Consider the following 20,645-nt stretch of genomic DNA (forward strand, 5'->3'; position numbering starts at 1 on the left):
AATGCTTTCTTCGATTGGTCCGTTGCCAACCCATGCCGGCAACGGCTGGCCGGGCGGTTCCGGCCGGTCTACTACGATTTTGAAGCTCTAAAAACAAAGCCGCGGCGCATCGCTGCGCCGCGGCGGGTATCGATTAGCGGCGCAGGCCGAGCTTTTCGATCAATGCTTTATAGCGTGCGACATCCTTGTTCTTCAGGTAGTCGAGCAGGCTACGGCGGCGATTGACCATCTGCAGCAGGCCACGGCGGCTGTGGTGATCCTTCTTGTGTTCCTTGAAGTGGCCGGTCAGCAGTTCAATGCGAGCGGTCAGCAGGGCGACCTGGACTTCCGGGGAACCGGTATCAGCAGCGCCGCGCTTGTTTTCTTCAATGACTTTCTGGGTGTCGATCGACATGGTTTTTCTCTTCAGATGCGGGGCCAGCAGGAACGTCTCAAGACGCACCGCACAGCTCGCCGATTAATAGGCTGCCCACCGGGGCGGGCAGTTGCCCTTTCTAGGGCCGCAAAATTGTAACGGTCACAACCATCCGGGACAAGGCGGTAGTGACTTGAAAGGTACTGTCCGCTCCTGCCCGTTCAGAGATTGAAGCGCCGCTGCGGGCTCAGCCGCCCGCCCTCCTCCACCTGGCCCAGTCCCAGCGGCTGGCCGCCTTCGCCGTAAACCACCACCAGGCCAACCGGCCAGGCCGGATTGCGCAGGCGCTGGCCAACGCAGAAGCGCGCAGCCTGGGCGGCATCCAGCTCGACCCGGGCAAACTGGCTCAAGCCCTGTTCGATCGGCAGCAACCAGTCCAGCAGCGCGGCTTCGTCGCCGGATTCAGCGACTGCGCGCAGTGCATCCAGGCCGATCATCTTCGGCGCCATGAACGGCTCCACCCACAGCCGGCGCAGCGCGGTGACATGCGCGCCGCAGCCCAGCAACTCACCCAGGTCGCGGGCGATACTGCGGATATAGGTGCCAGAACCGCAGGTCACGCGCAGCGACAGGCGCTCGCCTTCACGGGCCAGCACTTCAATCGCCTGCACCTGCACTTCGCGTACGGGGGCTTCAATGGCCTCACCACGACGCGCCTTGGCATACAGCGGTTCGCCCCCTTGCTTCAGCGCCGAATAGATCGGTGCCCGCTGCAGGATGGTGCCACTCAAGCTGGCCAAGGCCGCCCGCAACTGCGCATCACTGAACTCAGGCACCGGCCGCTCGCGCAGCACCGCGCCGTCGGCATCATCGGTATCGGTGGTGCTGCCGAGCCGGATCTCGGCGTCATAGGCCTTGGCCGAGCCCAGCAACAAGCCGGCGATCTTGGTCGCTTCGCCAAAACACAGCGGAAGAAGACCGGTGGCCAGCGGATCAAGGCTACCGGTATGACCGCCCTTCTCGGCACGGAACAGCCGACGCGCAACCTGCAGCGCGGTGTTGGAGCTCATGCCGGCCGGCTTGTCGAGCAGAACGATGCCATCCAGGCGGCGGAATTGGATTCTGGGACGCATGCAACACCATGGGCGGGCTGGCGTGCGATCAGCACGCCGAGCATAAAACGGGAAAGCCGCCTGCACCAACGCACAGGCCATACATGACAACAGCCCTTACGGGCTGCTGCGATTACTCTTTGTCGGTGCCTTTGTCGGCGTCGGATTCGGGTTCCGGCGGTGGCGCCAGGTCGCGCAACAGATTGTCGATGCGCTCACCACGATCGACCGAATCGTCGTAATGGAAATGCAGCTCCGGCACATGCCGCAACTTCATCGCCTTGGCCAGCGACATGCGCAGCTCAACAGTGAGCTCGCGCAGGCCCTTCATCGCCTCATCCGCACGTTCCGGCATCAGCGCGGTCACGAAGATCTTGGCATGGGCCATGTCACGGGTAACTTCCACGTCCGACACACTGACCGAAGGCAGGCCGAATTCACGCACGGCGGCATGCACCAGCGTGCCCAGATCACGGCGAATCTGCGCAGAAACACGGTCGGTACGATGGAAAGTCTTAGGCATCAGGCAAGTATCAGCAATAAAGAGTGAATTTCAATGAAACCGGAAGGGAACCGCGCGCAGCAACCGCATCCACGGCCACAACTCGCGATTCCCCGACCCGGCTGCTGGAGGTTCCGCTCGTCAGGACCCGCCTTGGCGAATCCCGACTCCCGATACCTCGATCGCAGCCGTTACAGCGTGCGCGGCACTTCGATACGTTCGAAGCACTCGATCTGGTCGCCCGGCTTGACGTCGTTGTAAGCCTTCACGCCAATACCGCACTCGGTACCATTGCGAACTTCCTCGACGTTTTCCTTGAAGCGACGCAGCGATTCCAGCTCGCCCTCGAACACCACCACGCTGTCGCGCAGCACGCGGATCGGCTTGTTCCGCTTCACCACGCCTTCGATGATCATGCAGCCTGCAACCGCGCCGAACTTGGAGCTGCGGAACACATCGCGGACCTGCGCGATACCGATGATCTCTTCGCGGATTTCCACGCCGAGCAGACCGGATGCCACCTGCTTCACCTGGTCGATCACGTCATAGATGATCGAGAAGTAACGCAGGTCAACGCCGTTGGATTCAATGATGCGACGGGCCGAAGCATCCGCACGCACGTTGAAGCCGATGACAGTGGCCTTGGAAGCCACGGCCGAGTTGGCGTCGGACTCGGTGATGCCGCCCACGCCGGAGTGGATCACGTTGATGCGGATGTCGTCGTTGGACAGCGCAACCAGCGCCTGGCTCAGTGCCTGCACCGAACCCTGCACGTCGGCCTTGATCAGCAGGTTCAGCACCTGCTGGCCATCGCCCTTGCCCAGCTGCGACATGATGTCTTCCATGCGGCTGCCGGCGGTGGCAACCAGGCGCGACTCGCGACGCTTGGTTTCACGCGTCTGCGCAACGTCCTTGGCCAGACGCTCGTCTTCAACCACGACGAAGTCATCACCGGCTTCCGGCACACCCGACAGACCCAGCACCTGCACCGGGATCGACGGACCAGCTTCGCCAACCTGGCTGCCGGTTTCGTCGAACAGCGCACGCACACGACCGTACTGGATACCGCACACCAGGTAGTCACCCTTCTTCAGCAGACCCTGCTGCACCAGCACCGTCGCGACCGGGCCACGGCCCTTGTCCAGCGAGGATTCGATGACCACACCGTTGGCGCGGCCGTCGGCCACGGCCTTCAGTTCCAGCACTTCGGCCTGCAGCGAAATCGCATCCAGCAGATCGTCGATGCCCTGGCCAGTCTTGGCTGAGATCTCCACCATCTGCACGTCACCGCCGAAGTCTTCAGCAACGACCTGTTCGGCAAGCAGTTCGTTCTTGACACGCATCGGGTCGGCGGACGACTTGTCGATCTTGTTGATCGCCACCACGATCGGCGCATTGGCGGCGCGAGCGTGCTGGATCGCTTCCTTGGTCTGCGGCATTACGCCATCGTCGGCGGCGACAACCACCACCACGATGTCGGTCAACTGCGCACCACGGGCACGCATCGAGGTGAACGCGGCGTGGCCCGGGGTATCGAGGAAGCTGATCACGCCCTTCGGCGTGGTCACATGGTAGGCACCGATGTGCTGGGTGATGCCACCAGCTTCGCCATTGGCAACCTTGGTGCGGCGCATGTAGTCCAGCAGCGAGGTCTTGCCGTGATCGACGTGGCCCATGATGGTCACGACCGGCGCACGCGGCACCGCCACGCGCTCATCAGCGCCAGTGATGGCCAGCAGTGCGTCTTCGGCGTCGTTGGCGTTGGCGCGAACCACGTTGTGGCCGAGCTCTTCGACAACCAGTGCCGCGGTGTCATGGTCGATGGTCTGGGTGATGGTCGCCATCACGCCCATCTTGAATAGCGCCTTCACCACCTCGCCGCCCTTGAGCGCGAGCTTCTGCGCCAGATCGGCGACGGTGATGGTGTCGCCAACGGCGACTTCACGCACCACCGGTGCGGTCGGGCGTTCGAAGGCGTGGCTGCCGCCACCGCTACGCGCTGCTTCATTGCCGCGGCGGCCCTGCGGTGCACGCGCACCCGGACGACCGCGCGAATTCGTATTGCTGCTGTTGCCGCGACGGGCACGGTCAGACGCCGACAGGTGCAGCTGGCCGCCGAAACGGTTGCCATCCCCACCTTCGTTGCGCTTGCCCGACTTTGCATTGGCATTGGCGTTGTTGCCACGCTCCTCGCGGGCAGGCGCGCGGGCCGGTGCAGCAGCGGCCGGGCGTGCGGCGCGCGGCGCCGGCGCTTCGACTTCCGGTGCCGGCTTTGCAGCAGCAGCCTTGGCAGCCGCTTCAGCAGCGGCCTTCTCAGCCTCGATGCGCGCGGCTTCGGCTTCTTCGGCGGCCTTCTTGGCAGCGATGCTTTCGTCGCGGGCGCGATCCTTCTCGGCCAGCATGCGCTGTTCGTCGAGGTTGCGCTGACGCGACTCTTCGAGCTTGCGCAGGATATCCGCGCGCTCTTCGTCCGGCGTCATCGCAGGCTTGCCACCTTCCGGCTTGGTGTAGGTGCGCTTCTGGCGCACTTCCACATTGACGGTGGTCTTGCTGCGGCCGGCGTTGACGGTCACTTCCTGATGCTTGCGGCGGTTCAGGGTGATCTTCTTGGCTGCGGCCTCGGCGTCTTCGGCCGGCTGCTCTTCCTTGCCGTGCGAACGGCGGAGGAAGCCCAGCAGCTTCACTTTCTCGGTACTGGTCACGACCTGGTCGGGACCGCTGAACTTCATCCCGGCCTGGGACAGCTGTTCAAGCAGTTTCTCGACCGGCGTGTTGACCAGTTCGGCGAGCTTGCGGATGGTGGTTTGCTGCGACATTCGGATCCTATGATCTTGTTTGCGCCCCCTCGTCACGAACGAAGGCAGCGCGGAGTCTACGCCCTGAGCGGCTCAGGGCACTGTTCATCGCTGGCTCATTCGCCGCGCTCCAGGCGGGCGATCTCCTCGGCGCGGGCTGCCAGGACCAACGCCGCGGCGCGCTCCAGATCCATGCCCTCGATGCCGAACTCCAGAACCTCGTCGGCAGCCAGATCCGACAGATCCTCACTTGTGCGCACGCCGTGGCCAGCCAGCGCGTACGCGGTCGCCTCATCCATGCCCTTCAGTGCCAGCAGATCTGCTGCCGGCACACCGCCGTCAGCACCCTCTTCCACCGCCAGCGCTTCGTTGAGCAGCGCATCGCGGGCGCGGGCGCGGAGTTCTTCGACGATATCTTCGTCGAAGCCTTCCACTGCCAGCAACTCACCAACCGGCACGTAGGCGATTTCTTCCACCGTACCAAAACCTTCGGACACCAGGATGCCGGCGATTTCCTCGTCCACTTCCAGCTTGTCCATGAACAGCTGGCGAGCGACGCCCTGCTCGGCTTCCGACTTGGCGGTCACCTGGTCCTGGGTCATCACATTCAGCTGCCAACCGGTCAGGCGGCTGGCCAGGCGCACGTTCTGGCCGCCCTTGCCGATTGCCTGGGCCAGACGGTCTTCCGCCACGGCCAGGTCCATCGAATGCTTTTCTTCATCAACGATGATCGACTGGACTTCAGCCGGCGCCATCGCGTTGATGACGAAGTTGGCCGGGTTTTCGTTCCACAGCACGATATCCACGCGCTCGCCATTGAGCTCGTTGGAGACCGCCTGCACGCGCGAACCGCGCATGCCGATGCAGGCGCCGATCGGATCGGTGCGGCTGTCATGGGCCAGCACGGCGATCTTGGCGCGGTCGCCCGGGTCACGCGCACAGGCCTTGATCTCAACCAGGCCCTGGCCGACTTCCGGCACTTCCAGCTTGAACAGCTCGATCATGAATTCCGGCGCAGCGCGGCTGATGAACAGCTGCGGGCCACGCGGCTCCGAACGCACTTCAGCCAGGTAACCGCGCACGCGGTCGCCGGCACGCAGCACGTCGCGCGGAATGCCCTTGTCCTTCGGAATGAAGGCTTCGGCATTGCCGCCCAGATCGACATAGATGTTGCCGCGCTCAGCGCGCTTGACCACACCGGTGACCAGTTCGCCAACGCGGTCCTTCCACGCATCCACCACCTGCTGGCGCTCGGCTTCGCGCACACGCTGGACGATGACCTGCTTGGCAGCCTGCGCTGCAATACGGCCGAAATCGGGGTTTTCAATCTGCTCTTCGATGTAGTCACCGACTTCAACGCCGTCGGCTTCGTCCACCGCATCCATCAGACGGATCTGGCGGTCCGGCGACTCCATCACCACGTCATCAGCGACCACTTCCCAACGACGGAAAGTTTCGTAGGTGCCGTCTTTGTGGTTGATCGAAACGCGCGCCAGGACTTCTTCCTCGGCGTAACGCTTCTTCGCGGCAGAAGCCAGTGCGGCCTCGATCGCGTCAAAAATGACCTCACGCGGCACGCCCTTCTCGTTGGCGACTGCGTCAACTACCAGCAAAAGTTCCTTGCTCATCGGCTCACTCCGCGCGCGGCTTTTTGGCCGCCGTTTCGTTATTGGAATTATTCTTGGTCTTGCCCTGCTTGGGGGCCGGACCCGTCGGTTTGGTCGGCGCCAGGCCCAAAGCGGCCCAGTCCGGAATGATGCGTGCCTTGTCGATGTTGTCGAACGAAGCCACGAAGGGCTTGTTGTCGACCACGAAGGTCACCGTGCCCTGCTCCAGGTCAACCGCGACGATGTCACCCTGCAGGCGACGGCGGTTTTCCTGCGGCAGCTTCAGGCCGACCTTGGCGGATTCACCAATGGCGCGCTCGAACTGCTCCAGCGAGAACAACGGGCGGTCCACGCCCGGCGAAGACACTTCCAGCGTGTAATTGCCGCTGATCGGGTCCTCGACGTCCAGCTGCGCGGAAACCTCGCGGCTCACCCGCTCGCAGTCTTCGACATTGACCATGCGCTCAGGCTGCTCAGCCAGCGGCACATCGATATACAGGCGCAACGTTGCGCCGCCCGGGGCCGGCAGATATTCGGCGCCAAGCAACTCGAGCCCCAACGCCTGCACGGTGGGGCCCAGCAGATTCGCGATTTCAGTAGCCTTGTCGCTCACAGCCAGCCTTGATTCGTAAGTTAGAGAACGGTTGTCACCCAACCGGGGTTTCTGATTTCCAGAAACAGCAAAGGGCCCACATGGGCCCTTTGTCCGTTTGGATCCGATGACCGGATCCCGGTTGCAAGAACGGAAGCAGCCGTTCTTGCGAGCCCAACTTTTGCCTCATCAACACATCGTGTTGCAAAGACCGAAGCTGGTAGCGGGGGCAGGATTTGAACCTGCGACCTTCGGGTTATGAGCCCGACGAGCTGCCAGACTGCTCCACCCCGCATCAGAAGCGGAATTATGAAGTAACCAAGCCGATAATGCAAGACTTATTTACTTCGCGTTTCTCTCAAGAAGCTGGAGAAACCCGGAAAAACCCTTCCGGTTGAACCACTTATCAAGTGGTTCCGACCTTTCCGCTGAGCGGTGAGGCCGTCAACTCAGGAGATGAATAATACACACTTCGCGCAGATTTGTAACGTTTTTTATTACAAATGTGCAAAAGAATTGCGCATCCACTCCATGATCGGGCCCAAACCGAGCGGCAGGAACAGCAACAGCACGGAGTTCACGCCCAGCACGATACCCAGGATGCGGTCATTGTTTCGCGGCAGCGGCTCACCTACCGGCTCATCAAAGTACATGACCTTGATGACGCGCAGGTAGTAGAAGCAGCCAATCACCGCACACAACACGCCGACCATCGCCAGCCACAGCAGGCCGCCATTGACGGCCGCGCTCAGCACCGACAGCTTGGTCCAGAAGCCCAGGAACGGCGGGATACCGGCCAGCGACGCCATGATGCACAGGACCAGGCCTGCCATCCACGGGCTGCGTGCGTTCAGGCCCTTGAAGTCTTCGATGTTCTCGGCCTCAAAACCGGCACGCGACATCGCGATGATCGCGCCGAATGCCGCGGTCGACATGATGGCGTAGGCAATGGCGTAAAACAGCGCGGCCGAATAGCCCGCCTCGCCGCCACCGGCGATGCCCATCAGCAGGAAGCCGATGTGCGACACGGTCGAGTACGCCAGCATGCGCTTCAGGTTGGTCTGGGCGATGGCCATCAGGTTACCGATGACCAGCGACAACGCGGCCAGGCCGGCCAGCACGTACTGCAGCTCGGTCGACAGCGGGCCAACGCCCATTTCCAGCAGGCGGTAGGCCATGCCGAACGCGGCCAGCTTCGGTGCCGAACTGATGAACAACGCGATCGGCGCCGGTGCACCCTGGTAGACGTCGGGCAGCCACATGTGGAACGGTGCCGCGCCCAGCTTGAAGGCAACGCCAGCGACCATGAACACCGCGCCGGTCAACAGCAGCAGGCGCTCATCGGAATGGGCGATGGACGCGTGGATCACGTCCAGGTGCAGCGAGCCGGTGGCGCCATAGATCAGCGACATGCCGTACAGCAACAGGCCCGAGGCCAAGGAACCCAGCACGATGTACTTCATGCCGGCTTCGGCCGCGAGCTTGTTCTCGCGATTGCTGGCAACCAGCGCATAGGAACACAGCGCCAGCAGTTCCAGGCCCAGGTAGACCATCAGCAGGCTGCCGGCCGAAACCAGGATCATCATGCCGGCAGTGGCGAACAGGATCAGCACCGGGATCTCGCCCTGGTACAGATTGCGCTCGCGCAGGTAGCTCCAGCCGTAGATCAGGCTCAGGCCACTGACCAGCACCACGACGGTTTTCATCACGTCGGCAGCGTTGTCACGGATGAACATCCCGTGGAATACCTCGCCCTGCCCGCCCACGCCGTTCAACAGCATGATGAAGGCGACAGCGAGGATCGCCACCGAAATGAAGTGGGTCCAGACCTTGTGCCTGGTGCTGATGAACAGATCAAGGATCAGCAGGGCAAAGGCACCGCCAATCACTACCAGTTCGGGCAGCAACGGCAGCAGGTCGGTCGTGGTCAACGGCAGAGGCGTCGGCGTGGTCATCATCAAATCCTGGAATCAATACTCTCGACGAGCCGCTTACAGCAGCTTGCTTGAAGCGATCTGCATCGCCAGATGGGCGATGGAGGGCTCCATCAGATCGGTCAGCGGCTTGGGATAGAAGCCCAGCACCAGCGTACCGACCGCAAACACGGTCATTACCAGCCACTCGCGACCATTCATGTCCTTCAGCTCGGCGACGTGGGCATTGCCCACTTCACCGAAGAACACGCGCTTGTACAGCCACAGCGAATAAGCAGCACTGATGATCAGCGTGGTAGCAGCGCCCAGAGCAACCAGCGGATTCCACTGGAATGCGGCCAACACGATCATGAACTCACCAACGAAGCCGCTGGTACCCGGCAGACCGGAATTGGCCATGAAGAACAACAGTGCGAACGCCGCAAACCAAGGCATCACATTCACCACGCCGCCGTAATCGGCGATGCGGCGACTGTGCATGCGGTCATACAGCACGCCCACGCAGGAGAACATCGCGCCGGAGACGAAACCGTGCGAAACCATCTGCACCATGGCGCCCTGCAGGCCCAGGCGGGCTGCGTCGGCACTGCCGGCGTCACGTACCAGCCACAGCGCGATGAAGGTACCCAGGGTAACGAAACCCATGTGTGCGACCGACGAATAAGCAATCAGCTTCTTCATGTCGTCCTGCACCATCGCCACCAGGCCAACGTAGATCACCGCCACCAGCGACAACGCGATCACCAGCCAGGCCCACTCGTGGCTTGCGTCCGGAACGATCGGCAGGTTGAAACGCAGGAAACCATAGCCACCGATCTTCAGTGCGATCGCCGCCAGGATCACCGAGCCGGCGGTCGGCGCTTCAACGTGCGCGTCCGGCAGCCAGGTGTGCACCGGGAACATCGGGACCTTGACCGCGAAGGCGATCAGGAAGGCGAAGAATATCCAGGTCTGCTCCTTGGCCGACAGCTGCAGCTGGTACAGGTCAACCAGCTGGAAGCTGCCACCCTTCAGGTACAGGTAGATCAGTGCCACCAGCATCAGCACCGAGCCGAGGAAGGTGTACAGGAAGAACTTCATCGCCGCGTAGATGCGACGCGGACCGCCCCAGACGCCGATGATCAGGAACATCGGGATCAGCATGGCTTCGAAGAACACGTAGAACAGCATCGCGTCGGTGGCGGCGAAAATGCCGACCGTCACGCCTTCCAGGATCAGGAAGGCCGCCACGTACTGGTTGACGCGCTTGTCGACCACGCCCCAGGCACCGATCAGGGCCAACACGCCGATCAGCGTGGTCAGCAGGATCAGGGCAATGGCGATGCCGTCGACGGCGAGGTTGTAGCCGATGTCGAACGCCGGGATCCACGGGTGCTGTTCGACGAACTGCATCACATCGGCCGCGCCGCGGTCATAGCCGCTGAGCAGACCGAGGCTGAGCAGGAAGGTGAGCAATGCGACCGCCAGGGATGCCCAACGGGCAGCCTGGGCGTTACGCAAGGCGAGGATCAATGCACCGCCGATGATCGGCAGCCAGATGAGAATGCTAAGTAGAGGCCAGTTCGACACGTCTTCTATTCCGTACAGGTCAACGCCAGAAATGCATCAGCACGCCCAACAGGGCAATCAGGCCGATGATCATCGCGAACGCGTAGTGGTAGAGGAAACCGGATTGGGTGCGGCGCAACAGGTTGGCAGCCAGGTCGACCAGACGCGCCGAACCATTGACCATCACCCCATCAACGACCGTGCTATCAACGGCACGGGCGGCCTTGCCGAGCTGCACACCACCGCCGGCAAAGCCGTCGATCCAGAGCTTGTCGAAGCCGTACTTGTTTTCCAGCACCGAAACCACCGGTGCCAGGGTCTTGCGAGCCTGTCCTGCCAGTTCCGGCTTCCAGATGTAGAACACCCAGGCCAGCGCGAAACCTGCAACCGTCAGCCAGAACGCAGGCATCTGCATGCCGTGTATCGCATAGGCCACCGAACCGTGCCAGAACTCCTTGCCGACTTCGGCAATGGTGTCACGCGCAGGGTCGTAGAAGTCGACGATGCCGGTGAAGAACGACATGGCCTGGCCGGGGATGCCGCCAGCGGCAGCATGGCCATCCCAGCCGGTACCAAACAGCATCGGGCCGATGGTGAAGAAGCCGATCAGGATGGACGGAATAGCCAGCAGGATCAGCGGCACGGTCACCACCAGCGGCGACTCGTGCGGCTCGTGCGCACCATGACCGTGGTGGTCATCGTGGCCGTGGCCATGATCGGCGTGGTGATCATCATGTGCGTCGCGGAAGCGTTCCTTGCCGAAGAAGGTCAGGAACAGCAGGCGGAAGCTGTAGAAACTGGTGACGATCACGCCACCGAGCACCGCCCAGTAACCGTACAGGGCAACCCAGCCAGCATCGGCAGCATGCGCGTGCATCGCGGCCGCTTCGATGATGGTGTCCTTCGAGTAGAAACCGGCGAAGAACGGCGTACCCACCAGGGCCAACGTACCGATCCACATGGTGATGTGGGTGATCGGCATGTACTTGCGCAGGCCGCCCATCTTCATCATGTTCTGCTCATGGTGCATGCCCATGATCACCGAACCGGCCCCCAGGAACAGCAGCGCCTTGAAGAAGGCGTGGGTCATCAGGTGGAACACGGCGCCCGAGTAGGCCGACACGCCCAGTGCAACCGTCATGTAGCCCAGCTGCGACAAGGTCGAATAGGCAACCACGCGCTTGATGTCGGTCTGCACGATGCCGATCAGGCCGGTGAAGAACGCGGTGGTGGCACCGATGAACAGGATGAAGTCCAGCGCGGTCTGAGACAGCTCGAACAGCGGCGACATGCGGGTTACCATGAAGATACCCGCGGTGACCATGGTCGCGGCGTGGATCAGTGCCGAGATCGGGGTCGGGCCTTCCATCGAGTCCGGCAGCCAGACGTGCAGCGGCACCTGTGCCGACTTGCCCATCGCACCGATGAACAGGCAGATGCAGATGATGGTCGCCACGCTCCACTGGTTGTCGCCGATCAGCTGCACCATGGCGTGACCGGTCGTGTCGGTACCCAGCACCGTGCTGGCATTGGCGAACACGGTGGCGTAGTCCAGCGAGCCGAAGGCCCACAGGATGCCAGCGATGCCGAGCAGGAAGCCGAAGTCACCAACGCGATTGACCAGGAAGGCCTTCATGTTGGCGAAGATAGCCGTGGGCTTCTTGAAGTAGAAACCGATCAGCAGGTACGACACCAGACCCACCGCTTCCCAGCCAAAGAACAGCTGCAGGAAGTTGTTGCTCATCACCAGGGTGAGCATCGAGAAGGTGAACAGCGAGATGTAGCTGAAGAAACGCTGGTAGCCGTCATCTTCGGACATGTAGCCGATCGAGTAGACGTGGACCAGCAGCGACACGAAGGTCACCACCACCATCATCATCGCGGTCATGCGGTCGATCATGAAACCGACGTGGGCCGCGTACTGGCCGACTTCAAAGAAGGTGTAGACGTTCTGGTTGTACGGCTGCGCCCCGCCCCACAACAGCTGGGAGAAGATGTAGGCCGACAGGCCGCAGCTGATCGCCACGCCCAGGATGGTGATGTACTGGGCGCCCTTGCGCCCCACCTGACGACCGAACAGGCCGGCGATGATGCTGCCGAACAGTGGTGCAAGCACCACTGCAATCAACAGACTCTTGGAGAGAGTGATTTCCATCTTCGGATCAGCCCTTCAGCGAATCGACTTCGCCCACGTTGATGGTGTGGCGAGTACGGAACAAGGTCACCAGGATCGCGAGGCCGATTGCAGCTTCGGCCGCGGCCACGGTCAGGATGAAGAACACGAACAGCTGACCGGCGGTGTCGCCCAGCTCACGCGAGAAGGCGATGAAGTTGATGTTCACCGACAACAGCATCAGTTCGATCGACATCAACAACACGATGATGTTCTTGCGGTTGAGGAAGATGCCGGCAACGCTGATGCAGAACATCACCGCGCCCAGCGCAAGCATATGGCCCAGGGAAATCATGGCTTGGCCTCCTCGCCACCGTCATGTTGCGTATCGACCTGCACCACCGGCTTCTCGGCGGCCATCTTGACCATGCGCAGGCGGTCTTTTGCCTTGGTCATAGTCTGCTCGGTCGGGTTCTGCGTCTTCAGGCCTTCGCGACGGCGCAGGGTCAGCATCACGGCTGCAACCACGGCGACGGTCAGGATCACGGCCGCGAACTCGAACGGCAGCAGGTATTCAGTGAACAGGCTGCGTGCCAGCCAGGTGATGTTGGACGTATCGGCGGCCACCGCAGCGGCGTTGTCCACCGGGAACGGCGCGGTACGTGCCTTGACCCCGATCAGGGTCAGCATCTGCACCAGCATCACCACCGCGACCACCAGGCCGACCGGCAGGTAACGCACCCAGCCTTCACGCAGGTTGGTGGTGTCGATGTCCAGCATCATCACCACGAACAGGAACAACACCATCACCGCGCCGACATAGACCAGCACCAGGGTGACGCCGAGGAACTCCGCCCCCACCAGCAGCCATACGCAGGCGATGGAGAAGAAGGTCAGGATCAAGCACAGCACGGCGTACACCGGGTTGCGCACACTGATCACCGCTGCCGCGGAAATGCCGGCAATGATGGAGAAGAACCAGAAACAAATATTTACCCAATCCATCTCAAGACCTCAGCGGAAGGCGGCGTCGGCGGCACGGCGCTCGGCGATTTCGGCTTCAAGCCGGTCGCCAATTGCCAGCAGCTGCGGCTTGGTGATGACGTTCTCGCCACGCTTCTCGAAGTGGTACTCGAGAATGTGGGTCTCGACGATCGAGTCCACCGGGCAGCTTTCTTCGCAGAAGCCGCAGAAGATGCACTTGAACAGATCGATTTCGTAACGCGTGGTACGGCGGGTGCCGTCTTCGCGCTTGGCCGAGTCGATGGTGATCGCCAGTGCCGGGCACACCGCTTCGCACAGTTTGCAGGCGATGCAGCGTTCTTCACCGTTGGGGTAACGGCGCAGGGCGTGCAGGCCACGGAAACGCGGTGACTGCGGGAACTTCTCCATCGGGTACATCACGGTGTACTTGGGCTTGAACGTGTATTTCAACGTCAGCCACAAGCCGCCGAGCAACTCCAGGAGCAGCAGGCTTTTGAAATAGTGGGTGATCTTATTCATGAATCAAACGCCCTTCTGGATCACGCCGTAGAACACCATCAGTGCCGTCACCGCGATCCAGAAAATGGTCAGCGGGATGAACACCTTCCAGCCCAGACGCATGATCTGGTCATAACGGAAGCGCGGGAAGCTGGCACGGAACCAGATGTACGCACTGGCGAAGAACAGCACCTTGAGCAGCAGCCACGGCCAACCGCCGGTCCAGATCCAGTTGATCCACGGCGAGATGTCGGCCGTGATCCAACCCTGGAGCGGGCTCAGCCAGCCACCGAGGAAGAAGATCGAGATCAGGAAGCTGACCAGGATCATGTTGGCGTACTCGGCCAGGAAGAACAGTGCGAACGCACCGCCGGAGTACTCCACCATGTGACCGGCAACGATTTCCGACTCGCCTTCGACCACGTCGAACGGCGCGCGGTTGGTTTCGGCAACGCCGGACACCCAGTACACGACGAACAGCGGGAACAACGGCAGCAGGAACCAGTCGAACAGACCCGAATTGCCCTTCTGCGCCAGCACGATGTCGGTCAGGTTCAAGCTGCCGGCGGCAATCATCACGCCGACCAGGGCGAAGCCCATCGCGATTTCGTAGCTGACCACCTGAGCGGCCGAACGCATCGCACCGAGGAAGGCGTACTTGGAGTTGGAAGCCCAACCCGCGAGGATCACGCCGTACACGCCCAGCGAGGTCATCGCCAGCAGGTACAGCAGACCAACGTTGGCGTTGGACAGCACCAGCTTGTAATCGAACGGAACCACCGCCCACGCCGCGAACGACGGTGCCAGCACGATCAGCGGCGCGATGATGTACATCGCCTTGTGTGCGCTGGCCGGGGCAATGATTTCCTTGAACAGCAGCTTGGTGACGTCGGCGAAGGCCTGCAGCAGGCCGCCCAGACCGACATACATCGGCCCGTGGCGCACGTGCATCCAGCCGATCAGCTTGCGCTCCCACAACACGTAGAAGGCAACCGAAATGATCACCGGCATGGCGATCAAGAGGATCTTGATCACCGTCCACAGCACGATGCCGATGTCACCCAGCGACATGAACCACTGGAACAAGGGGTCGATCGCGTTTAACAGCAACTCGTTCATGCAGCCACCACCGTTACCCGAGCGGCACCCAGCGGCGCGGTTGCGCCGTGGCCCGATTCAATCCACACCGTACCGGCGGCGACGCGTGAGTCGACCACGACCGACAGCGTGGCGCGACCAGCGTCGGTACCGACCTTGGCCATCTGGCCTTCGCTCAGCTGCAGACGCGCAGCGTCGTCGGCATTGAGCACGATGCGCGGATCGTTGTTGAGCGGATGCGACTGCAGCGCCTGCGCACGACGCACGACGGCATCGGTACGGTAGATCGCCGGGGTCGAAGCCACTTCGAAGCCCTCGCCTGCCAGCTGCGGCTGCGCCGAAGCGGCAACCTTGACCGTGACCGGCTGCAGGCCAGCACGCAGGCCTGCCAGATCGGTGAAACCGAAACCGGCCAACTGCATGTCACCACCCAGCGCACGCAGCACGCGCCAGCCCTCGCGGGCCTCGCCCTGCAGCTTGCCGCCAGCACGGGCGACCTGGTTGCGGCCGTCCAGATTGGTCAACGTTGCGTCGATTTCCGGCAGCGCGCCGATCGGCAGGATCACATCGGCCACATCGCGGGTCGAGGTGCAGGCGAAGTGGCTGAAGGCCACGACCTTGGCACCGGCCAGCGCCTTGCGGGCAGCGGCGGTATCGGCGAAGTCCAGGCCCGGCTCGATGCCGTACAGGGCATAGGCCTTGCGCGGCTGCGCCAGCATTGCATTGACGTCCTTGCCGGCCGGCAGCACGCCAGCCTGGGCCAGGCCCACGGCATTCGCACCCTGCGGGATGCGGCACAGCTTGGCGCCGGTGGCAGCGGCAAACGCACTGGCAGCGGCACGGATGGCAGCGGCCTGCGGGTGATTCTCGGCAATCGCGCCGACGATGATGACGGTGTTGTTGCCGCCCTTCACCGCGTCGACCAGCTGCGCGTTGCCCAGCGTCTCGACGAAGCGCGACGGTGCAACGATGTGCTTGCCAGCCAGCTTGAACGCGAAGTCGAAATCAACCGGGTTGATCGAATGGATCTTGGCGCCGTTGCTGGTCTGCGCCTTGCGCAGGCGAGCGTGCAGCAGCGGCAGTTCATGGCGGATATTGCTACCCAGCACCACGATCTGATCCGCGTGCTCGATGTCGGCAAGCGACATGCCGAACGCTTCGGCAACCGGCGCATCGGAGAAGTCGCGGTTGTTGATGCGATGGTCGATGTTGTTCGAACCCAGGCCAGCGGCCAGGCGGGCCAGCAGTGCGCCCTCCTCGTTCGAGGTTGCCGGGTGCACCAGCACGCCGAGCTCGTCGCCACGGTTGGCTTCGAAGATTTCGCGGGCAGCGGCCAGACCTTCGGCCCAGCTCACTTCCTTCCACTCGCCATTGACCTTCTGCAGCGGCTTGACCGCGCGGTCGGCCGCATACAGGCCCTGGTGCGAATAACGATCGCGATCGGACAGCCAGCACTCGTTGACCAGCTCGTTGTCACGCGGCACCGCACGCAGCACTTCGCCGCGACGGGTGTGCAGGAACAGGTTCGAGCCCATCGCGTCGTGGTAACCCAGCGACTCGCGTGCGGTCAGTTCCCACGGACGCGCCTTGAACTGGAACACCTTGTTGGTCAGCGCGCCGACCGGGCATACGTCGATGACATTGCCGGACAGCTCGGTGGTCAACGGCTTGCCGTCGTAGGTACCGATCTGCAGGTTCTCACCACGCGACATGCCACCCAGCTCGTAGGTGCCAGCGACTTCAGCGGTGAAGCGCACGCAACGGGTGCACTGGATGCAGCGGGTCATCTCGGTGGCGACCAGCGGCCCCATGTCCTCGTCGACCACGACGCGCTTGCGCTCGTTGAAGCGGCTGACCGAACGGCCGTAGCCCAGCGACACGTCCTGCAGCTCGCACTCGCCGCCCTGATCGCAGATCGGGCAGTCCAGCGGGTGGTTGATGAGCAGGAACTCCATCACCGAGCGCTGGTACTTGAGCGCCTTTTCGTTGCGGGTCTGGATCTTCATGCCATCCATGACCGGGGTAGCGCAGGCCGGCGACGGCTTGGGCGACTTTTCAACGTCGACCAGGCACATGCGGCAGTTTGCGGCGATCGGCAGCTTCTCGTGGTAGCAGAAGCGCGGAATCGGGATGCCAGCCTTGTCGGCGGCCTGGATGATCATCGAACCCTTGGGTACGACCAGGGACTGACCATCGATATCGATGGTCACGTGATCCGGCGGTACATTGGGATTTACCGGTTGCGCGCTCATGCGGCAGCAGTCTCCACCTTCTTGCCGCCAACCATCGAATGACCGTTGACGATGTAGTACTCGAATTCGTTCCAGAACTGGCGCAGGAAGCCTTGAATCGGCCACGCTGCCGCCTCACCGAACGCACAGATGGTGTGGCCTTCGATCTGGCCGGCAACCGTCTTCAGCTGATGCAGGTCTTCCATCGTGGCCTGGCCGGCGACGATGCGCTCCAGCACACGGTGCATCCAGCCGGTACCTTCACGGCACGGGGTGCACTGGCCACAGGATTCCTTGTGGAAGAACTGGCTGATGCGGCAGGCGAACTTGACGCAGCAGACGCTGTCATCCAGCACCACGATGGCACCCGAACCCAGGCCCGAGCCCAGTGCGCGGATGGTGTCGTAGTCCATCGCCAGCCCATTGAGCTGCTCGGCGGTCAGCACCGGCATCGACACGCCGCCCGGGATTGCGCCCTTCAGCTTGCGGCCCGGACGCAGGCCACCGGCCATTGCCAGCAGGTCGTCGAAGCTGGTGCCCAACGGCACTTCGAAGTTGCCGCCCTTGGTCACGCAGCCGGAGACCGAGAAGCACTTCGGGCCGCCGTTGTTGGTCAGGCTCAGGTTCTTGAACCACTCCGCGCCGTTGCGGATGATCGCCGGCACCGAGGCATAGGTCTCGGTGTTGTTGATCGTGGTCGGCTTGCCGTACAGGCCGAAGTTGGCCGGGAACGGCGGCTTGTAACGCGGCTGGCCCTTCTTGCCTTCCAGCGATTCCATCAGTGCGGTTTCTTCGCCGCAGATGTAGGCGCCGGCGCCGAGTGCGCCATAGATATCGATGTCGCAACCGCTGCCCAGCACGTTCTTGCCGAGCCAGCCGTGCTTGTAGGCATCGGCCAGGGCCTGCTCGAAGTGCTCAAACGGCTCGTGGTGGAACTCACCGCGCAGGTAGTTGTACGCCGCAGTCGAGCCGGTGGCGTAGCAGGCAATCGCCATGCCTTCCACGACCGAATGCGGGTTGTAGCGCAGGATGTCGCGGTCCTTGCAGGTGCCCGGCTCGGATTCATCCGAGTTGCAGAGGATGTACTTCTGCACATCACCCTTGGGCATGAAGGACCACTTCAGGCCGGTCGGGAAGCCTGCACCGCCACGGCCACGCAGGCCGGACTGCTTGACCATCTCGATGACGTCGGCCGGCGGGATCTTCTCTTCGAGGATCTTGCGCAGCGCGGCGTAGCCACCGGTCTTCAGATAGCTTTCGTACGACCACGGGGTGTCGTAATGCAGCGTGGTGTAGACCACGTTGTGCGGAAGCGGCGCCGGTCCGACCGGGCCCTTGGATTCGTGGTGTGCCATGCCTTACTCCAGCCCGTCCAGCAGCGCGTCGACCTGGTCCAGCGTCAGGCGCTCGTGGTAATGGCCGTTGATGACCATCATCGGCGCACCGGCGCAACCAGCCAGGCACTCTTCCTCTTTCTTGAGGTAGACGCGGCCGTCAGCAGTCGATTCACCGTGCTTGATGCCCAGTTTCTTCTCGCAATGGCGGACGATGTCGTCGGCGCCATTGAGCCAGCAGCTGACGTTGGTGCAGATGGCGACGTTGTTGCGGCCAACCTTCTCGGTCTCGAACATCGAGTAGAAGGTTGCAACTTCGTACGCCCACACGAACGGCAGGTCCAGGTACTTGGCCACGCCGGCGATCAGCTCGTCGCTCAGCCAGCCCTGGTTCTGCTCCTGTGCGGCATGCAGGCCCTGCAGCACCGCCGAACGCTTGCGGTCCGGCGGGAACTTGGACAGCCAGTGATCGATGTGAGCGCGCGTCTTGTCGCTCAACACCACCATCGGGTCGACGTTGCGCGCCGCCTCGAAATTACCCGTCGCCTTCATAGGCCGACCTCAACGAATACCAAAAGCTGAAAAACCGATGCCTGCGGCGGCAGGACCGCGCAGGCAACGGACGATGTCTGATCCGCCGGCATTACCGGTCAACCTCACCGAACACGAGGTCGTAGGTGCCGATCATTGCCACCACGTCGGCCAGCATGTGGCCGCGCACGACCGAGTCGATCGAGGACAGGTGGGCGAAGCCCGGCGCGCGCAGGTGGGCGCGAAACGGCTTGTTGGCACCGTCGGAGACCAGGTAGCAACCGAATTCACCCTTGGGCGCTTCAACCGCCGCATAGGTTTCACCGGCCGGCACGCAGTAGCCTTCACTGAACAACTTGAAGTGATGGATCAGCGCTTCCATGTCGTCCTTCATCTCGGCGCGAGCCGGCGGGGCGACCTTGAAGTTCTTGACCATCACCGGGCCCGGATTGGCCTTCAGCCAAGCCACGCACTGCTTGATGATGCGGTTGGATTCACGCATTTCGGCGACGCGGACCAGGTAACGGTCGTAGCAGTCACCCTTGGTGCCCAGCGGCAGGTCGAAATCGACCGCGTCGTACTTGGCGTACGGCTGCTTCTTGCGCAGATCCCAAGCAATACCCGAACCACGCAGCATCACGCCGGTCATGCCCCAGGCCAGCGCATGTTCCGGGGTGATCACGCCAATGCCGACGGTACGCTGTTTCCAGATGCGGTTGTCGGTCAGCAGGGTTTCGTATTCGTCAACGCGACCCGGGAATTCCTTGGTGAAGTTCTCCAGGAAGTCGAGCAGCGAGCCTTCGCGCGAAGCATTCAGGCGCTTCAGCGCATTGCCCTTGTGCCAACGCGATTCCTTGTACTTCGGCATCGTGTCCGGCAGGTCGCGATAGACGCCACCCGGGCGGTAGTACGCCGCATGCATGCGCGCGCCGGAGACTGCTTCGTAGCAGTCCATCAGCTCTTCACGCTCACGGAAGGCATACAGCATCACCGCCATCGCGCCCAGATCGAGCGCGTTGGAACCCAGCCACATCAAGTGGTTCAGGATGCGGGTGATTTCATCGAACATGGTGCGGATGTACTGCGCACGCTCGGGCACCTCGATACCCACCAGGGTTTCGATCGCGCGGACATAAGCGTGCTCGTTGCACATCATCGAGCAGTAATCCAGGCGATCCATGTAACCGATCGACTGGTTGAACGGCTTGGATTCGGCCAGCTTCTCGGTCGCGCGGTGCAGCAGGCCGATATGCGGATCGGCGCGCATGATGGTCTCGCCGTCCATTTCCAGGATCAGGCGCAGCACACCGTGCGCGGCCGGATGCTGCGGGCCGAAGTTCATGGTGTAGTTGCGGATTTCCTGCTTGGCTTCGGCAGGATTGCTCGCAAAGGCCTGCGAAGCCTGGTGGAA

Annotated in this window: 17 protein-coding genes and 1 tRNA gene; all 18 read right to left on the bottom strand. The window is 62.4% G+C overall.

The annotated features are described in order from the left end of the window. Positions 1-133: 133 nt before the first annotated feature. The gene (gene rpsO / locus ACVOLI_RS07645) at positions 134-394 is read right to left on the bottom strand and encodes a 30S ribosomal protein S15 (RefSeq protein WP_057626688.1); all 261 of its coding nucleotides are present in this window, start codon (positions 392-394) and stop codon (positions 134-136) included. A 182-nt stretch (positions 395-576) separates the two neighbouring features. Continuing rightward, complete coding sequence (gene truB, locus ACVOLI_RS07650) at positions 577-1,488, bottom strand: tRNA pseudouridine(55) synthase TruB (protein WP_481534141.1); 912 nt, start codon at positions 1,486-1,488, stop codon at positions 577-579. A gap of 112 nt (positions 1,489-1,600) precedes the next feature. Beyond that, positions 1,601-1,990, bottom strand: a complete 390-nt coding sequence (gene rbfA / locus ACVOLI_RS07655) for a 30S ribosome-binding factor RbfA (RefSeq protein ID WP_481534142.1) — start codon at positions 1,988-1,990, stop codon at positions 1,601-1,603. Between the two features lie 170 nt (positions 1,991-2,160). After that, on the bottom strand, positions 2,161-4,785 hold the full coding sequence (infB, locus tag ACVOLI_RS07660; protein ID WP_481534143.1) for a translation initiation factor IF-2: 2,625 nt from the start codon (positions 4,783-4,785) through the stop codon (positions 2,161-2,163). Between the two features lie 95 nt (positions 4,786-4,880). Beyond that, complete coding sequence (gene nusA / locus ACVOLI_RS07665; RefSeq protein WP_282268424.1) at positions 4,881-6,392, bottom strand: transcription termination factor NusA; 1,512 nt, start codon at positions 6,390-6,392, stop codon at positions 4,881-4,883. 4 nt (positions 6,393-6,396) lie between these two features. Further along, positions 6,397-6,984 carry a ribosome maturation factor RimP gene (gene rimP, locus ACVOLI_RS07670; protein WP_481534144.1) on the bottom strand — a complete coding sequence of 196 codons (588 nt, stop codon included), beginning with the start codon at positions 6,982-6,984 and terminating at the stop codon, positions 6,397-6,399. Positions 6,985-7,181: 197 nt separating this feature from the next. Then, positions 7,182-7,258: transfer RNA gene (locus tag ACVOLI_RS07675), tRNA-Met, on the bottom strand. A gap of 202 nt (positions 7,259-7,460) precedes the next feature. Next, positions 7,461-8,918 (bottom strand): NADH-quinone oxidoreductase subunit NuoN, encoded by a 1,458-nt coding sequence (nuoN, locus tag ACVOLI_RS07680; RefSeq protein WP_282268420.1) that lies wholly within the window; start codon positions 8,916-8,918, stop codon positions 7,461-7,463. 36 nt (positions 8,919-8,954) lie between these two features. Next, complete coding sequence (locus ACVOLI_RS07685) at positions 8,955-10,466, bottom strand: NADH-quinone oxidoreductase subunit M (RefSeq protein WP_481534145.1); 1,512 nt, start codon at positions 10,464-10,466, stop codon at positions 8,955-8,957. A 19-nt stretch (positions 10,467-10,485) separates the two neighbouring features. Continuing rightward, positions 10,486-12,600 carry an NADH-quinone oxidoreductase subunit L gene (gene nuoL / locus ACVOLI_RS07690; protein WP_481534146.1) on the bottom strand — a complete coding sequence of 705 codons (2,115 nt, stop codon included), beginning with the start codon at positions 12,598-12,600 and terminating at the stop codon, positions 10,486-10,488. A 7-nt stretch (positions 12,601-12,607) separates the two neighbouring features. After that, entirely contained in the window at positions 12,608-12,913 is a 306-nt protein-coding gene (gene nuoK, locus ACVOLI_RS07695; RefSeq protein WP_054656949.1) for an NADH-quinone oxidoreductase subunit NuoK, read from the bottom strand. Further along, a complete protein-coding gene (locus tag ACVOLI_RS07700; RefSeq protein ID WP_282268411.1) occupies positions 12,910-13,563 on the bottom strand; it encodes an NADH-quinone oxidoreductase subunit J in 654 nt (217 codons plus the stop codon). The genes nuoK and ACVOLI_RS07700 overlap by 4 nt, the downstream gene beginning before the upstream one ends. Positions 13,564-13,572: 9 nt before the next feature. Continuing rightward, on the bottom strand, positions 13,573-14,061 hold the full coding sequence (nuoI, locus tag ACVOLI_RS07705; protein WP_282268409.1) for an NADH-quinone oxidoreductase subunit NuoI: 489 nt from the start codon (positions 14,059-14,061) through the stop codon (positions 13,573-13,575). A 3-nt stretch (positions 14,062-14,064) separates the two neighbouring features. Continuing rightward, the gene (gene nuoH, locus ACVOLI_RS07710; RefSeq protein WP_282268407.1) at positions 14,065-15,159 is read right to left on the bottom strand and encodes an NADH-quinone oxidoreductase subunit NuoH; all 1,095 of its coding nucleotides are present in this window, start codon (positions 15,157-15,159) and stop codon (positions 14,065-14,067) included. Then, positions 15,156-17,390 (bottom strand): NADH-quinone oxidoreductase subunit NuoG, encoded by a 2,235-nt coding sequence (gene nuoG, locus ACVOLI_RS07715; RefSeq protein ID WP_481534147.1) that lies wholly within the window; start codon positions 17,388-17,390, stop codon positions 15,156-15,158. The genes nuoH and nuoG overlap by 4 nt, the downstream gene beginning before the upstream one ends. Beyond that, positions 17,387-18,724, bottom strand: a complete 1,338-nt coding sequence (gene nuoF / locus ACVOLI_RS07720) for an NADH-quinone oxidoreductase subunit NuoF (protein ID WP_481534148.1) — start codon at positions 18,722-18,724, stop codon at positions 17,387-17,389. The genes nuoG and nuoF overlap by 4 nt, the downstream gene beginning before the upstream one ends. Before the next feature lie 3 nt (positions 18,725-18,727). Then, positions 18,728-19,255 carry an NADH-quinone oxidoreductase subunit NuoE gene (nuoE, locus tag ACVOLI_RS07725; protein ID WP_282268404.1) on the bottom strand — a complete coding sequence of 176 codons (528 nt, stop codon included), beginning with the start codon at positions 19,253-19,255 and terminating at the stop codon, positions 18,728-18,730. A 91-nt stretch (positions 19,256-19,346) separates the two neighbouring features. Next, on the bottom strand, positions 19,347-20,576 hold the full coding sequence (locus tag ACVOLI_RS07730) for an NADH-quinone oxidoreductase subunit D (protein WP_481534153.1): 1,230 nt from the start codon (positions 20,574-20,576) through the stop codon (positions 19,347-19,349). Positions 20,577-20,645: the final 69 nt, after the last annotated feature.

It is taken from the genome of Stenotrophomonas sp. STEN029 (assembly GCF_056760015.1).

Excerpts from the sequence above, each read along its gene's own strand:
- nusA (WP_282268424.1), bottom strand. The coding sequence starts at position 6,392 with ATGAGCAAGGAACTTTTGCTGGTAGTTGACGCAGTCGCCAACGAGAAG.
- rbfA (WP_481534142.1), bottom strand. The coding sequence starts at position 1,990 with ATGCCTAAGACTTTCCATCGTACCGACCGTGTTTCTGCGCAGATTCGC.
- ACVOLI_RS07730 (WP_481534153.1), bottom strand. The coding sequence starts at position 20,576 with ATGAACTTCGGCCCGCAGCATCCGGCCGCGCACGGTGTGCTGCGCCTG.
- nuoK (WP_054656949.1), bottom strand. The coding sequence starts at position 12,913 with ATGATTTCCCTGGGCCATATGCTTGCGCTGGGCGCGGTGATGTTCTGC.
- nuoI (WP_282268409.1), bottom strand. The coding sequence starts at position 14,061 with ATGAATAAGATCACCCACTATTTCAAAAGCCTGCTGCTCCTGGAGTTG.
- nuoL (WP_481534146.1), bottom strand. The coding sequence starts at position 12,600 with ATGGAAATCACTCTCTCCAAGAGTCTGTTGATTGCAGTGGTGCTTGCA.
- nuoH (WP_282268407.1), bottom strand. The coding sequence starts at position 15,159 with ATGAACGAGTTGCTGTTAAACGCGATCGACCCCTTGTTCCAGTGGTTC.
- infB (WP_481534143.1), bottom strand. The coding sequence starts at position 4,785 with ATGTCGCAGCAAACCACCATCCGCAAGCTCGCCGAACTGGTCAACACG.
- nuoN (WP_282268420.1), bottom strand. The coding sequence starts at position 8,918 with ATGACCACGCCGACGCCTCTGCCGTTGACCACGACCGACCTGCTGCCG.
- nuoE (WP_282268404.1), bottom strand. The coding sequence starts at position 19,255 with ATGAAGGCGACGGGTAATTTCGAGGCGGCGCGCAACGTCGACCCGATG.
- rpsO (WP_057626688.1), bottom strand. The coding sequence starts at position 394 with ATGTCGATCGACACCCAGAAAGTCATTGAAGAAAACAAGCGCGGCGCT.
- nuoG (WP_481534147.1), bottom strand. The coding sequence starts at position 17,390 with ATGAGCGCGCAACCGGTAAATCCCAATGTACCGCCGGATCACGTGACC.
- ACVOLI_RS07700 (WP_282268411.1), bottom strand. The coding sequence starts at position 13,563 with ATGGATTGGGTAAATATTTGTTTCTGGTTCTTCTCCATCATTGCCGGC.
- truB (WP_481534141.1), bottom strand. The coding sequence starts at position 1,488 with ATGCGTCCCAGAATCCAATTCCGCCGCCTGGATGGCATCGTTCTGCTC.
- nuoF (WP_481534148.1), bottom strand. The coding sequence starts at position 18,724 with ATGGCACACCACGAATCCAAGGGCCCGGTCGGACCGGCGCCGCTTCCG.